At 43.8% G+C, this 13079-nt stretch carries 17 protein-coding genes; 7 read left to right on the plus strand and 10 right to left on the minus strand.

Translation table 11 applies throughout. From position 1 onward, the window contains the following. Position 1 precedes the first annotated feature (1 nt). From ACFQ3Q_RS03720 to ruvC, 3 genes are read right to left on the minus strand one after another with little or no spacing between them, the layout of a single operon-like run. Positions 2–748, minus strand: a complete 747-nt coding sequence (locus tag ACFQ3Q_RS03720) for a cyclase family protein (RefSeq protein WP_380743049.1) — start codon at positions 746–748, stop codon at positions 2–4. A gap of 27 nt (positions 749–775) precedes the next feature. Next, a complete protein-coding gene (gene hemW, locus ACFQ3Q_RS03725; RefSeq protein ID WP_380743051.1) occupies positions 776–1906 on the minus strand; it encodes a radical SAM family heme chaperone HemW in 1131 nt (376 codons plus the stop codon). 45 nt (positions 1907–1951) lie between these two features. After that, the gene (gene ruvC / locus ACFQ3Q_RS03730; RefSeq protein WP_380743053.1) at positions 1952–2503 is read right to left on the minus strand and encodes a crossover junction endodeoxyribonuclease RuvC; all 552 of its coding nucleotides are present in this window, start codon (positions 2501–2503) and stop codon (positions 1952–1954) included. 108 nt (positions 2504–2611) lie between these two features. Between ruvC and ACFQ3Q_RS03735 the strand changes: the two genes are divergently transcribed. Then, complete coding sequence (locus tag ACFQ3Q_RS03735) at positions 2612–3745, plus strand: glycosyltransferase family 2 protein (protein WP_380743055.1); 1134 nt, start codon at positions 2612–2614, stop codon at positions 3743–3745. A 72-nt stretch (positions 3746–3817) separates the two neighbouring features. Here ACFQ3Q_RS03735 and ACFQ3Q_RS03740 read toward each other — a convergent pair whose 3' ends face one another. From ACFQ3Q_RS03740 to ACFQ3Q_RS03760, 5 genes are all read right to left on the minus strand, one after another. After that, positions 3818–4270: a QcrA and Rieske domain-containing protein gene (locus ACFQ3Q_RS03740; protein ID WP_380743057.1), complete on the minus strand. Its 453-nt coding sequence runs from the start codon at positions 4268–4270 to the stop codon at positions 3818–3820. A gap of 17 nt (positions 4271–4287) precedes the next feature. Continuing rightward, the gene (locus ACFQ3Q_RS03745) at positions 4288–5217 is read right to left on the minus strand and encodes a DUF5777 family beta-barrel protein (protein ID WP_380743059.1); all 930 of its coding nucleotides are present in this window, start codon (positions 5215–5217) and stop codon (positions 4288–4290) included. Beyond that, positions 5217–5768 (minus strand): YceI family protein, encoded by a 552-nt coding sequence (locus ACFQ3Q_RS03750; RefSeq protein WP_380743060.1) that lies wholly within the window; start codon positions 5766–5768, stop codon positions 5217–5219. Before ACFQ3Q_RS03750 ends, ACFQ3Q_RS03745 begins: the two co-directional genes overlap by 1 nt. Positions 5769–5986: 218 nt before the next feature. Then, the gene (locus ACFQ3Q_RS03755; protein WP_380743062.1) at positions 5987–6916 is read right to left on the minus strand and encodes a YihY/virulence factor BrkB family protein; all 930 of its coding nucleotides are present in this window, start codon (positions 6914–6916) and stop codon (positions 5987–5989) included. Between the two features lie 102 nt (positions 6917–7018). Beyond that, complete coding sequence (locus tag ACFQ3Q_RS03760) at positions 7019–8056, minus strand: flavin-containing monooxygenase (protein WP_380743064.1); 1038 nt, start codon at positions 8054–8056, stop codon at positions 7019–7021. Positions 8057–8155: 99 nt separating this feature from the next. Between ACFQ3Q_RS03760 and ACFQ3Q_RS03765 the strand changes: the two genes are divergently transcribed. The 6 genes from ACFQ3Q_RS03765 (at position 8156) to ACFQ3Q_RS03790 (ending at position 12606) form a co-directional block, all read left to right on the plus strand. After that, positions 8156–8929 (plus strand): creatininase family protein, encoded by a 774-nt coding sequence (locus tag ACFQ3Q_RS03765; protein ID WP_380743066.1) that lies wholly within the window; start codon positions 8156–8158, stop codon positions 8927–8929. Positions 8930–8935: 6 nt separating this feature from the next. Then, positions 8936–9271 carry a CidA/LrgA family protein gene (locus tag ACFQ3Q_RS03770; RefSeq protein WP_380743068.1) on the plus strand — a complete coding sequence of 112 codons (336 nt, stop codon included), beginning with the start codon at positions 8936–8938 and terminating at the stop codon, positions 9269–9271. Further along, on the plus strand, positions 9268–9966 hold the full coding sequence (locus ACFQ3Q_RS03775; RefSeq protein ID WP_380743070.1) for an LrgB family protein: 699 nt from the start codon (positions 9268–9270) through the stop codon (positions 9964–9966). The genes ACFQ3Q_RS03770 and ACFQ3Q_RS03775 overlap by 4 nt, the downstream gene beginning before the upstream one ends. 86 nt (positions 9967–10052) lie before the next feature. Further along, complete coding sequence (locus ACFQ3Q_RS03780; RefSeq protein WP_380743072.1) at positions 10053–10901, plus strand: universal stress protein; 849 nt, start codon at positions 10053–10055, stop codon at positions 10899–10901. 55 nt (positions 10902–10956) lie between these two features. Continuing rightward, the gene (locus ACFQ3Q_RS03785) at positions 10957–11508 is read left to right on the plus strand and encodes an outer membrane beta-barrel protein (protein WP_380743074.1); all 552 of its coding nucleotides are present in this window, start codon (positions 10957–10959) and stop codon (positions 11506–11508) included. Between the two features lie 30 nt (positions 11509–11538). Then, complete coding sequence (locus tag ACFQ3Q_RS03790) at positions 11539–12606, plus strand: DUF6544 family protein (RefSeq protein ID WP_380743075.1); 1068 nt, start codon at positions 11539–11541, stop codon at positions 12604–12606. 1 nt (position 12607) lies between these two features. Here the strand turns inward: ACFQ3Q_RS03790 and ACFQ3Q_RS03795 are convergent, their stop codons facing one another. Together ACFQ3Q_RS03795 and ACFQ3Q_RS03800 are read right to left on the minus strand one after the other, a co-directional pair. Next, positions 12608–12742 (minus strand): hypothetical protein, encoded by a 135-nt coding sequence (locus tag ACFQ3Q_RS03795; RefSeq protein ID WP_380743077.1) that lies wholly within the window; start codon positions 12740–12742, stop codon positions 12608–12610. A gap of 99 nt (positions 12743–12841) precedes the next feature. Beyond that, positions 12842–12979: a hypothetical protein gene (locus ACFQ3Q_RS03800; protein WP_380743079.1), complete on the minus strand. Its 138-nt coding sequence runs from the start codon at positions 12977–12979 to the stop codon at positions 12842–12844. Positions 12980–13079: the final 100 nt, after the last annotated feature.

The following is a 13079-nucleotide window of genomic DNA, read 5'->3' on the forward strand; positions in this document are numbered from 1 at the left end:
TCTAGATGATTTTATAGAGAACAGGTTTTGAAGGGGTGGCATCGTTCTCGAAAGAAGCGATCTGGAGGTTCAGGATATAGTTGCCGTCTTCAACCGAATTCGGCACAAAAATCAATTCCGTAATTGTTGCCTCGGTTCTGGTATTTTTAGGGTAGTTCCAGAAGGCCTTGTGGGCAAGCAGTTTTCCATCATCCTTTTCCTTGTCTACTGAAGGCTGGTCGATAAGCAGGTGTTTGATCCCGCATTCCCTGATGTATTTAGCGGCACTTTCTTCCAGGTAAGGCCAGTTGGAATGCGAGTGTTTTTTAGTCCTTTTCTCGATATAATTCGGAAGACATCTTATGATAAGGGCTTCCGTTTCGTCTTTATCGAATTTCTCTTTCAGCAGTTTTTCGGTGATCACCAGGTCATCTCCGATCTTTTCCGGCTCCACCGAGATCAGCTTAGCTGTAAAAAAGAAAGTTTTCAGGATCTGGTTGATGCTCTGGAATTCTTTGCTGATATGGCCCACGCACTCGGTATGTGTACCGTGAGCGTGCGGATTAAAAAAGATATTATTGAAGTTCACCGAGGCGCCTTCGCTCACTTTCCCTATAAAATCTCCGTCCTGAACGGGTTTTATCTCGGGGTGTTGCAGGTACCAGGCAACGGGGTTTTTATGGTCTCCTCTTAGCCCGATGGAAATATCCAGCGGCTTTGAGAGGTCTATTTTGTAGGTCTTATCCTGATGTTTAATTTCTGCGGTCATAGAGGCACCTAAAATAAGAAAAAAGGCCTATTCCTCTAAAAAGAAAAGATCTGCCGCAATGCCGTCACTAAGAAACTTTCCTTTTTCGGTTACGTGAAGGATCTCATTCTCGTTTTTCAGGAGTTCTTTTTCAAGAAGGATCTCCGCATTTTCCAGAAGATATTTTTTGTATTTCGCCCCGAATTTTTCCCGGACTTCTTCTATGGAAACCCCGAATTTTGTTCGCAACCTGATCATTACATATTCATTATACCTGTCGGTATTGGAAAGTTCTTCGGTTTCCAGCGGAAGTTCATTACTTTCGAGAGCCTTGATGTATAACGGATTATTGCTGATATTCCATTTTCTCGAAATCCCGTCGTAGGAGTGGGCTGAAGGGCCGATCCCTAAATAAGCTTTCCCCAGCCAGTAGGCGGTATTGTTTTGTGAAAAATATCCCGGTTTCCCGAAATTGGAGAATTCATAATGCTCAAAACCTGCACTTTTAAGGGTTTCGGTAAGGATCTCGAAATGAACCTTTGCCATAGCATCGTCTACCGGTTTTATCTTTCCTTTCTCTATGAATTTCTTAAGTGCGGTATTAGGTTCTACGGTAAGGGCGTAGCTTGAAACGTGCGGGATTCCCAGTTCCAGGGTGGTTTGAAGATTCTCTTTCCAGCGTTCGCTGTCCATTCCCGGGATCCCGTAAATGAGATCTATGGAAATATTATCGAAATACTGTTTGGCCAATTTGATGCTTTCCAGGGCTTCTCCGGAATTATGCGCCCTGTTCATCAGCTTCAGGTCTTCCTCGAAAAAAGACTGCACGCCAATACTCAGGCGATTGATCTTTGATGCTGCCAGGATCTCTATCTTCTCTTCAGAAAGATCGTCGGGATTAGCTTCCAAAGTGATCTCGGCATCTTCGGTAACCTCATAATTCTCGAAAATAGTCCTGAAGATCTTTGCAAGTTCACCGGCTTCGAGCAGGCTGGGAGTTCCGCCGCCAAAATAGATGGTCCTGATCTCCTTTTCCGGTAGCTCATTTTTTCGCAATTCCAGTTCCCGGCAAAGCATCTCCACCAGCAGCCCTTTCTTTTTCACCGAAGTGGAGAAATGAAAATCGCAGTAATGGCAAGCCTGCTTGCAAAAAGGGATATGGATATAAATTCCGCTCATAGATCAATAAACACTTAACAATTATCAATAAGCAATGATGCTTGTTTATTTGATTTTTCCCGGGTTCTGTTTTACAAAAGAAGCCCACCCACTATAACTTTTTCCGGTTTCAACCCGGCCGGAGTTATAGAAATGGCAAACTGCTGCAGCCAGTCCGTCAGTTGAGTCGAGATTTTTTGGAAGACTTTTCAAATTCAGCAGACTTTGAAGCATTTTCGCCACCTGCTCCTTGCTGGCATTCCCGTTCCCGGTTATTGCCATCTTGATCTTTTTAGGCAGGTATTCGGTGATCGGGATTTCTCTTGAAAGCCCGGCGGCCATTGCCACCCCCTGGGCTCTGCCAAGTTTTAGCATAGATTGTACGTTCTTCCCGAAAAAGGGAGCCTCGATGGCGATCTCATCGGGGTGGTAAGTGTCTATAAGCTCGATGGTCCTTTCAAAGATGAGCTTCAGTTTCACATAGTGATCGTCGTATTTCTTAAGCTGAAGTTCGTTTAATTGTATAAACTTCATCTTTTTATTTTCAATCTTAATCAGCCCAAAACCCATAATCGTAGTTCCGGGATCTATGCCTAAAATGATTCTTTCGCTTTTCAAATTCGAAGTTTTCGGGGTGTGTGCTGTCAAAATTTACTTAATTTGGCTCAGCTTCACAAAGCTACGTAATTCTGCTTTGTCCCGGCTTAAATTTGACAACAGCTTGCAATGGTTTTTCTCTTTGTCCTGATTGGAATTTGTTACCTGGCCCTTATTGCTGCCCTTATATACGGGTGGAACAGGGTGAAGGAAAATGAAACAGACCATTCCGAAGCAAGGACAGGCTTTTCGGTCATTATTCCTTTCAGAAATGAAGCTGAAAACCTCCCTGGATTGCTGAATTCTATAACTGAAATTAAATACCCGGAAGCCCTTTTTGAAATCCTCCTGGTAAACGATGAATCTGAAGATGCATCGGAAGAGATCTGTAGAAACTTCATCGAAGATCACCCGGAGATCAGTGTCGAGATTCTTCAAAATATACGATTGTCAAATTCCCCGAAAAAGGACGCGCTTTCCGTGGCAATACAACGATCAGGATTTGAATATATCGTGACCACAGATGCCGACTGTATAGTTCCGGAGCACTGGCTTCAGTGCTTTAATGAGGAGGTAATTAAAGAGGAGCCGGAATTAATTGCCGGACCAGTGGGTATAACCCAGTCTGGCAGGAAGCAAAAACTTTTCGAGGCTTTTGAGGAGATGGATTTTTTAAGCCTGCAGGCCACCGGTTTCGGCGCTTACGGGATTGGAAAGGCCTTTATGTGCAACGGGGCCAATCTCTGTTATAAAAAATCGGCTTTTGTGGAAGCCAGCGGGTTTAACGGAAATGACGAGATCGCCAGCGGAGATGACGTATTTTTGCTTCAGAAGTTTAAGAAATCGGGAAAGAAGATCAGCTTTTTAAAGAGTAAAAAGGCCGTAGTTTTTACAAAGCCTCAAAGCAGCCTGAAAGGACTCATAAACCAGAGAATGCGTTGGGCGGCAAAGGCTTCGGCATATACCGATCAATTTTCTAAAATTGCCGGGACCATAGTGGTCCTTATGAACCTGTTTTTAATAACAGGTGCGTTTGCGGTACTATTCAAGTTGATGCCTTATAAGCCGGTAATGGTACTTTTCCTGATAAAGTTCAATGCCGACTTTGTTTTGCTTTTCAGCGCGTCAAAATTCTTCCGAAGAGAACTTCTGATGCGCAATTATTTCTGGAGCAGCTTGGTATATCCCTTCTTTTCCGTATTGGTAGCTTTCAAAGCTTTTACTGGCGAATTTGAATGGAAGGGCAGAAGTTACAGAAAATAGATAGTAAAAAGTCTGGGCATAAAAGATCTGCCTGCTACTTTGTGCAGGGCATCAATTCTGCTCATTGTTATCTTAACTGGTGGTGGCGGTAATATTTCCGCTGGATATACTGGTACTGTAAACTTTAAGCTCCCTGGTGTTACCGGCAGCATTCTGTGGCCCCCGAATTACATCTCCATCGGGTTCATATTGGGAGAAATGCAGTTGACACTCTATGATCTCATCGTCCTCAAGCCATACCAGCTGACCTCCCTGGTGAGGGCAAAGCGCTTCTGTAGCAATAAAGGCACTGGTGGAATCTCCTTCAGTAATCCTGATAAAGAGAACCCCGCTTTTTGTAGTCTGGTCTCCTACATTGGGAATGCTGGATAAACTTACACTTACATTTGTTCCCGATGGTGGCGGATTGTTGGTTCCGCCTCCGCCACCTCCGTCATCTCCCGAGCTGCACTGCGTTAAGCAGCCACCGGCACAGGCAATAATCACTCCCTGCCCAACCGATTTAATGAATTGTTTGCGTTTCATAAGATTAGGTTTAAATATTAATTTTCTTCTTGTATCTGTTCTCTTTTTGGTCCCAGGTAAAAATTACGGGAGATGGCAAAACCGAATCTAACCCCGCCGTCATCCCAGGATTTCTGAGTGTTAGGGATAAAATTGTTGGCGGTGATATAGCGGGAATTCTGGAAATTAAGACTGAAAACGTGGCCTCCGGTCTCAATTTCAAGCCCAATTCCCAGTGGGTTATGGTATTCGGTCTGCAGATCGTCCGGCCTGCTAAGTCCGTTTACGATGGTGTAATCGGCAATTAAGGAAAACCTTTTGGTGATTTTGAGCCTGCCGCCAAGCCCCACAACAAACAGGTTGTCACTGTCTTCAGGATCAGTTACCTGAGCTTCAGGCCGGAATAGAAATCCGGGGCTGATCATAAATGAAAAACCGGGAGAAAACTTCCTTGCGATGATCGCCTGGAAAAAATGAGATATTCGGTCCCCTTCGCTTTCAAATTCGTTATTGCTGAAAGGTTCCCTGGTGATCCAGCTGCTCTGCCCAAATAAGGTTACCGCTACCGGCATCTGGTCTTCCTGTTGCTGCAGGAGCCGGTATTTGACGAGGGCATTATAAGATTCGTTGAATTTGCTTCTTCCTATACCTACCGTAAGTTCATCGGTGATCCCATAATCGAAGCCCAGGTACAGATCTGTGGCTACATCAAGCCCGTAAAGCGTATGGGAACTTCCGAATTCTCCTCCGATATCTCCGAACCGGTGTCCTACCCAGAATGCGAGATCGTTCTTTTTCTGTGTCTCATTGGTTTGTAACAATACCAGTTTTGGGCTTTTGAATGTGGCTATAATGCTGCGGTTTTCGGTCTGATTATCCAGCCCCTGCATTATGGAATCTATATCCTGAGCCAACAGCGAAGAGGAAAGAAATATTACCGTTAAACAAAAAAGTAGTGGTTTTCTCATTAGTCTATCGATTTAAAGTTTGCATTTACGGTCACTTCAATAACTTCGGCTATATTTTGCCATAGCAGGCGGGGTATTTTTATATCGTGATCTTTAACCGCGACATTAAATTTACTTTTTAGGAGCATTTGATCACCATTGAATTTTATGGTCGCCGGGATCTTTCTTTTTTGTTCTACTCCGTGAACACTAAAAACACCTTCAAACACAATGTCCTGATTCCCTGAAGATTTATTTATTGGCTCTGCAGCCTTTCCTTTGAAGATGGCCTTCGGGTATTTGGCACTTTCCATATAATTTTCATTGAAATGCTCTTCCATCAGTTCCTTGGGAAAGTCAAAACTTCGGATTCTTACCTGAAAGGAAATTTCTCCTGTTTTGATATTAACAACTGACACACCTTGTTCAGATTCGGCCTGAATATCTTCCACCGGTGCCGAGGAATAAAAACTTACGTAAGCATCTGTAGTCTGATAATAGGTTTGAGCCCGTAGATATTCCGGGAAGGAAATTAGAGTTAAAAAGAGGACTATGTAGGGTAACTTTTTCAAAACCTTTGATTTTAAACAATTGAATAAAAACGGCCTTCTATAATATTTATCTATAAAGCTATTAGCAATTTATATAAAATAAATTACAGAATATGTTAAAAATAAAAGGAATTGTTGGTTTCCGGGGTGATGTGTTGAGGATTTGGGGGAAATGACCCTGTGCGGAGGGGGAAGCAGCCTGTATCAGAAAGTGATTTAATGAGGCCGGTGAGAATTATTTAATCATCGTCCAGCCAGGACTTCGATTTATCTTCGCGTTGGTCTATGCTCCAGTGGTTACCGGTATATTTTTCTATCTCAGAGTTCAGTTCGGCTCCAAGAAGAATGATGAAGCTGGTAATAAACAGCCAGAGCATTAAAACCACCACCGCTGAAATGGAACCGTAGATCTCCCCATAAGTGCTGAAATTTTTGACATAAAATGAAAATGCCCAGGAGACCAGGAGCCATAAGACGGTAGAGAGTGCCGCCCCGAAGAAAATCCATCTGAATTTAGGATTGGGCCTGGCAGGAGCCAGTTTATATAAAAGACTGATGGAAAAGATGAGGATTATACCTAAGATTACCCATCGCAGCCAGGTAAAAAGGGCTTCAATATTATCGGGAAGACCAAAACGGTGTATAAAGCTGGGGAATGCAACGATGAGGGCCATACTTAAAATAACCAGGATGATGGCGCCAAAAGTAAATACAAGGGTGAGCGCATTCTGTTTCAAAAAGCTGCGGTTGTCACCGGTGTCATAGGCAATGTTCACCCCGGTGAACATCGATTTTGTACCTCTGCTGGCACTCCAGATACTAAATAGCAGTCCGGCGATCATTCCCCAGCCCAATGTCTTCCCTGAAGTTTCGAGGAGGTTTTCCAGCCGTCCTTTCAGGATCTCAAAAGCCTGTTGGGGCATCATTGCCGAAAGCCTGGTGAGCTGAGATTCGATCTGTTCAGGAGAAACCGCGAGTCCGTAAATGGAAACAAGTGCTATGATAGCAGGGAAGATAGCGAGAAAAGAGTAAAAGGCCACTCCGGCGGAGACTATTGACGTATTATCCCTGTTAAGCTGATCTTTCAGCCTTAAAATAATGGTCTTCCATCCCGAAAAGGGGATTCCGAAAGGGGTTTTGATAAAATGTGACTTAGGCTCTTCTTTCATCTTTATTTAAGGTCGCTACTAAAAGATGAAATTAAAAAATAAGCAAGGCCTGTACTAATCGTGGCTTATAAACAAATGTTAATTCAGCGGCCGAATCGAAATTCAGTTGTTTTCGATATAATTTGCGAGATATTCGGCATCCTTTTTTATGCCTCCAAGGGTGGCCGAGCCGCGGGTGTGCAGCCAGGGTAAACCTATAAAATACAATCCGTCTATGCTGCTAACCCCTCGGTGATGTTTGGGGTAACCGTCCTTGGTGAGCTCAAGACCCTCTATCCATTCAAAATTCGGGCGGTAACCGGTGGCCCAGATGATATTTTTAAGATCGGTAAGTTTTTTCTTTTCAGTGACGACTTCTGCTTCACTGGCATTTTTGGTCTTGCCCACGGGAGTTACATTATCCCGGTCAAGAATTTCAGGTACATCGGTCCCGATAATGGGTTGTCTTGACTTGCTGATCTTCCTGCCCAGCCATGTATCCCGGCTAAAACTTAAAAAACCCGTTTTGGTGAACCACCACCATAAGGTTTTTCCAAGGATCTCCTGTGGCAGCACCTTTACGTCTGTGGCTCCTGAAAAATAGACCTTACGGTCTGTTTCCGAGACTTCATCAAGGATCTGGAACCCGGAATCTCCGGCACCTACAACCATCGCAGGGCCTTCTTCCAGCTGCCCCGGATTTTTATAATAATTACTGTGGATCTGAAAAATATCGGAATTGATCTTTTTCGCAAAAGGCGGGGTGTATGGGATATGGAAGGGCCCGGTGGCGATTACCACATTCTTAGCCTTAAATTCTCCTTCGGGGCTTTTCAGGATAAAATACCCGTCTTTTCTGGATATATTTTCAATAAAGGTGTTGAATTGTATCGGGATCCCGAAGTTGCTGGCGTAAGATTTGAAGTAACCGGCTACCTCCTCCTTTGTCGGGTAATGCCCTTTGGGAGCAGGAAATTCCAATCCGGGCAGATTGTTGAATTCCGAAGGAGTGAAGAGTTTCAGGGAGTCCCAGCGATTAAGCCAGGAAGCGCCAACTTCAGCTTCTTTATCCACAACCAGATAGTCTTTCCCCATTTTTTTGAGGTAATAAGCCATCGATAATCCGGCCTGTGCAGCTCCAACTATAACAAAATCCAGCATAAACTATAAGGTTTTCGCAAAAATAGGATTATTAATCGGTACCTCTAAATCTTTTCAACTTCATTAAATTTATAGCCGAATGCCGAAAACACCAATTTTATGAAAAAAGAGATCAGACCCTATGTGTTGGCAGAGACCAACTGGAAACAGGTAAAAGATGAAGATTACAGTTTTGCCGTGCTTCCCTGGGGCGCCACCGAAGCCCATAACTATCACCTGCCTTACGCTACAGATAATTTTCTGGCGGAAGAAGCCGCGATAGCCGCAGCAGGGAAAGCCTGGGAGAAGAATGCCAGGCCTATCGTTCTTCCTACGATCCCTTTTGGAGTGAATACCGGACAGATGGAAGTGAAGTTGTGTATGAATATGAACCCAAGCACTCAGTATGCGGTTTTGAAAGATGTTGTGCAGGTGCTGGATAAGCACGGGATAGATAAACTGGTGCTCGTTAATGCCCACGGCGGGAATAATTTTAAACAAATGATCAGGGAGCTTAGCCTGGAGTATCCGGGAATCTTTGTTTGCAGCCTTAACTGGTGGCAGGTGACCGATGCTGAGCCTTATTTTAAGGAGCCCGGCGATCACGCCGGAGAACTGGAAACGGCGGCGATGATGCACCTGGAGCCTGAACTCGTATTACCCTTGGAAGAAGCCGGGGACGGAAGCGCAAAAGGCTTTAAACTGAAAGGATTAAAGGACGGCTGGGTAAGCGCCCAGAGGGAATGGACTAAAGTGACCAAAGATACGGGGGTTGGAAATCCCAAGGCAGCAACTCCTGAAAAAGGCCGGAAGTTCTTTGAAGCTTCTACCTCGCTTATTGCCGAATTTTTTGAGGAATTACACGCTGCCGATATTAAGAACCTCTACGAATAAATATCTATGCTTAAAGCCCTGCTCTATATTTTCGGTTTCCTGATAGCCGGTGAACTCCTGCGGTATCTTTTTCAGATTCCAATCGCAGGGAATATCCTGGGAATGTTCCTCATTTTTGCAGCACTTAGGTTAAAAATCATTAAGCTGGAAGATGTGAAGCCGGCTTCGGATAAACTTATTAAATACCTGGCCTTATTCTTTATTCCGTATGGGGTTGGGCTTATGTCTTATTATGATGTTATTGCTGAATACTGGCTGCCAATTGCGGGAGGAGTGATTTTAAGCAGTTTGCTGACGCTCTATATTTCGGCGATAATTATGGAAAAATTCGGGAAGCAATGACGGCGTTTTTTCAGTTACCCATATTTGGTGTATTTCTTACCATTCTCCTTTATTTTCTGGCAAAAAGGCTGAAAAGGAAATGGAACTACCTCCTGCTAAACCCGGTTCTGATTTCCATTACTTTCATTATTATCTTTCTGTTGCTCTTTGATATAGAATTTAAAGATTATAACCGTGGCGGGAAATATATCAGTTTCTTTTTGGGGCCTTCGGTGGTGGCACTGGGGGTGTTTTTCTACGAGAAATATGAAGAGATAAAGCAAAATCTGAAGCCATTTCTTTTTGCCGTGTTGCTTGGGGGTATAAGCGGAGTTATAAGTATCGTTTTACTTCTGATGCTGTTCAAGGCTCCTGAACTACTTATAAAATCTTTAGCCGCTAAATCGGTCACGACCCCAATAGCCATTGAGATCACTAAAATTACCGGGGGTATTCCCGAAATTACTGCCGGTATAGTGATAGCCGTGGGAATCTTCGGGAATGCATTTGGGCCGGCATTTCTGAGAATTATGGGTATTAAGGAAAAGGTCGCTCTGGGAACAGCCCTTGGTACTGCAGCTCACGGAATCGGTACGGCCCGGGCATTTGAAGAAGGCAAGCTGCCTGGCGTTTACAGCGGGTTGGCAATGTGCCTTAACGGGATCATTACGGCTTTGCTTACTCCTTTTCTTTTATCCTGGTTTCTGGGCTTGTAAGTCTTTATTTCCCTAACTTTATATGATAATGATCATTTTTAATGGCCTTCCTGTGGATTAACTTTAAAGTCTAAACCCGGCAGATTATGAGAAAGATATTGATCCCCGTCGATTTTTCTGAGAGTTCGGCAAATGCTCTTAGGTATACCCTGAAGTTCTTCCAGGGAGAAACCTGTATTTTTTATCTGCTTAGTATCTATAAAGCCTGGGAATATACCACTCAGGACCTGATGCAGGCCAAGCCAGATGACTCGGTATATAACAGCCTGGTTAGTGAGAACAAACAAAAACTAACCGATCTTATTAAAGAACTGGAGGTGTTTTCTCCGGGGGAACGTTTCACCTTTCACGGAATTGCCGATTATGACCAGTTTACCGATGCTATTGCCCAGGCGGTAGAACTTAATGAGATAGAGCTCATTGTAATGGGAACCGACGGAGCCTCCGGTGCAAAAGAGACTATTTTCGGGAGTCATACCCTAAGAGTGATCAGGAAGGTGAACAGCCCTATCCTGGTGGTTCCTATCAATTCAGAATTCGAAAAGCCCGAAAAGATCCTTTTTACCATAGATTATAACACCAGGTTTAATAAGGCCTTTGCCAGGAGTTTTAAACTGCTGATGGATGATCCTAAAATGAAGGTGCATATTTTAAAAATGCAGGCAGGAGAGGAGGAAGCTAAAGAAGAGGCGCCGGACAAGTCCCTTATAGAAAGGGCTTTTAAAAACTTTGAGCTGGAATACCATTGTGTAAAGGATGTGCCCACGGCCGAAGCGATAAACAGCCTGGTGCAGGTGCTCGGAATAGAGATCAACGTACTTCCGGTAAAAAGAGAAGAATTTTTGGAAAGGTTTCTCTTTGGATCGGCTGTCTCAAAGATCATCTATACCACCAGGGTGCCGTTATTCATAATACACCAGGAGGAGGCGAAGTAAGCAGTATCTCTTGTTGACTTCCCCACAAAAGGCCTGATATGTTAAACTGAATCGAATGAATATCTATAAGCCCATATTGGTCATTTTTATCCTGATACTTTCAGGCTTTTCCGCAGTGGCTCAAAATCACTGGCAGGCAAGGTTCAGGCCAGGGGTTCATTTTCCGATAGGGCAATACCAGGGGAATGAGGTGAATACAGGTTTTGGCTTTGAAGTGAATCTGGCATATATCGTTTTACCTTATGTTTCTGCTTATGGAGGCTGGGAATGGAGACTTTTTAAAACCGCCGATTTTGAGGAGGCGGGGGCTGTAGATCTTGAAGAGACAGGATACAGCCTTGGCCTTAGGTTCATCCACCCCTTAAAAGGACAGGTTTCTTACCTTATTGGAGGAGGGGCCGTATACAAGCATCTCGAAATTGAACAACAGGACAATACCAGGGTCGGGGATTCAGGTCATAAACTGGGCTGGCAGGCCGAAGCAGGTTTTAGCATACACCTGGGTAATGCGTTTTACCTTCAGCCGGGACTGCATTACCAAAGTGTTTCCTTAGAGGATAAATTTAATTACTTTTCCTTAGGGATGGCGCTTTCAAAAACTTTCTAGAACATCATAAAGCTCAAAAAACCGAATTATATGGAAATTCAGGCCACACCAAGAATAATGGAAATAGGGGATAATTTTGTCGATGGGTTTTTGGAAAACCTGTCCGAACCCATTTCCATTTTATGGCTTTTTACCGGGACGCTTTTCTCCATCGCACTGCTGGCCTATTTTATCCGAAAAGAATGGTGGCCGGTATATTCAATCCTTGCAGTGGTCGTTTCCCAGGTATTGATCTTTATAACCTGGGATGAGAATAAATGGGCCACCCTTATCAACCTGGTTATTCTAATAGCAAGTGTGCCTGCACTGGGTAAATATCAGTTCAATAAAAAAGTGCAGAAAGAAATAGCCGGGTTGTGCAGAAGACTTTCCAACCCTTCAGCAGGAAAAATAAAGGAGAAAGATCTGGAAAGCCTGCCTGAAATCATAAGAAAATGGCTGTATAATTCGGGTGTGATTAACCAACCGGAAGTCACTTCGGTAAGACTTAAACAAAGAGGCGAGATGAGGCTCAAGCCCGAAGGGAAATGGATGGACTTTAGAGCGGTGCAGTATTTTGATGCTAAAAAGCCCTGCTTTATCTGGGTTAGCCGGGTTCAGAGTAACCCGTTTCTCTATTTTGAAGGCCGGGACCTGTTAAAAAATGGCAGGGGCAAGATGCTGGTCAGGTTGTTTTCTGTATTCAGTATTGTAAATAAAAAGAACGATCCTAAACTGAATTCAGGAGCACTGCAGCGGTTCCTGGCCGAAATGTGCTGGTTTCCGCAGGCGGCTTTGTACGAATATGTAAGATGGGAACAGTTGGATAAAACTTCAGTAAAGGCTTATCTCACTTCTGAAGAAGAAACTGTAGAAGGGATTTTCAGGTTTTCGGAAAATGGCGAATTAAAGTCTTTTGAAACCGATCGCTATTATGGAGCTTCCAAAGGATCAAAAAAAATCCCCTGGAAGACAGAAATCCTTGAGTTTTCGACTTTCTCCGGAATACATCTTCCATCAAGGTGTAAGGTAACCTGGGAATTACCCGAGGGCAGTTTTAACTGGCTGGAGCTGGAAGTGACCAACCTCGAATTTAATGTAAATCGGCCATATTTCTAAACTAAAGGCACATAGTTCTGCCGTCTTCCATTTCGATGATCCTGTTCGTTTTATTTACATAATTCTTGTCGTGGGTTACCACCAGAAGTGATAAGTGCTGTTCTTCGCTTAATTGCTTAAGAAATCTTGAGTACATCTTCAGAATTATGACTGTCAAGGTTTCCTGTGCGGCCGTCGTCCATAATTATAGTGGAGTTGTTAATTAGTGCCCTGGCAATGGCTACTCTTTATTTTTTTACACCCGGAGATCACCGAGGCTTTTTTCCTTTGTCGGTTCCAGGGCAAGTCTTGCATTTTCCATGTTCAGCTTAGGGCTGGTCCTGATGATCTGCAGTAAAGGAGTACCTTCCTTAACAATTTGGTCTTCTTTCACAAGGTTCTTATCCAGTATCCCGATCACTACGGCATAGACCCTATACAGGCTGTCAGAAACCAGAGTAAAATCAAGGCAGGGAATAGTTTGAATATAGCCA

Origin of the sequence: Salegentibacter chungangensis (assembly GCF_042678405.1) — a bacterium.
Taxonomy (GTDB): domain Bacteria; phylum Bacteroidota; class Bacteroidia; order Flavobacteriales; family Flavobacteriaceae; genus Salegentibacter_A; species Salegentibacter_A chungangensis.

Bases quoted from the DNA above. Each gene is read 5' to 3' on its own strand.
- ACFQ3Q_RS03735 (WP_380743055.1), top strand. From the start codon at position 2,612: ATGGTTTTTCTCTTTGTCCTGATTGGAATTTGTTACCTGGCCCTTATT.
- ACFQ3Q_RS03795 (WP_380743077.1), bottom strand. From the start codon at position 12,742: ATGTACTCAAGATTTCTTAAGCAATTAAGCGAAGAACAGCACTTATCA.
- ACFQ3Q_RS03785 (WP_380743074.1), top strand. From the start codon at position 10,957: ATGAATATCTATAAGCCCATATTGGTCATTTTTATCCTGATACTTTCA.
- ACFQ3Q_RS03740 (WP_380743057.1), bottom strand. From the start codon at position 4,270: ATGAAACGCAAACAATTCATTAAATCGGTTGGGCAGGGAGTGATTATT.
- ACFQ3Q_RS03790 (WP_380743075.1), top strand. From the start codon at position 11,539: ATGGAAATTCAGGCCACACCAAGAATAATGGAAATAGGGGATAATTTT.
- ACFQ3Q_RS03780 (WP_380743072.1), top strand. From the start codon at position 10,053: ATGAGAAAGATATTGATCCCCGTCGATTTTTCTGAGAGTTCGGCAAAT.
- ACFQ3Q_RS03770 (WP_380743068.1), top strand. From the start codon at position 8,936: ATGCTTAAAGCCCTGCTCTATATTTTCGGTTTCCTGATAGCCGGTGAA.
- ACFQ3Q_RS03765 (WP_380743066.1), top strand. From the start codon at position 8,156: ATGAAAAAAGAGATCAGACCCTATGTGTTGGCAGAGACCAACTGGAAA.
- ACFQ3Q_RS03745 (WP_380743059.1), bottom strand. From the start codon at position 5,217: ATGAGAAAACCACTACTTTTTTGTTTAACGGTAATATTTCTTTCCTCT.
- ACFQ3Q_RS03755 (WP_380743062.1), bottom strand. From the start codon at position 6,916: ATGAAAGAAGAGCCTAAGTCACATTTTATCAAAACCCCTTTCGGAATC.
- ACFQ3Q_RS03760 (WP_380743064.1), bottom strand. From the start codon at position 8,056: ATGCTGGATTTTGTTATAGTTGGAGCTGCACAGGCCGGATTATCGATG.
- hemW (WP_380743051.1), bottom strand. From the start codon at position 1,906: ATGAGCGGAATTTATATCCATATCCCTTTTTGCAAGCAGGCTTGCCAT.
- ACFQ3Q_RS03775 (WP_380743070.1), top strand. From the start codon at position 9,268: ATGACGGCGTTTTTTCAGTTACCCATATTTGGTGTATTTCTTACCATT.
- ACFQ3Q_RS03720 (WP_380743049.1), bottom strand. From the start codon at position 748: ATGACCGCAGAAATTAAACATCAGGATAAGACCTACAAAATAGACCTC.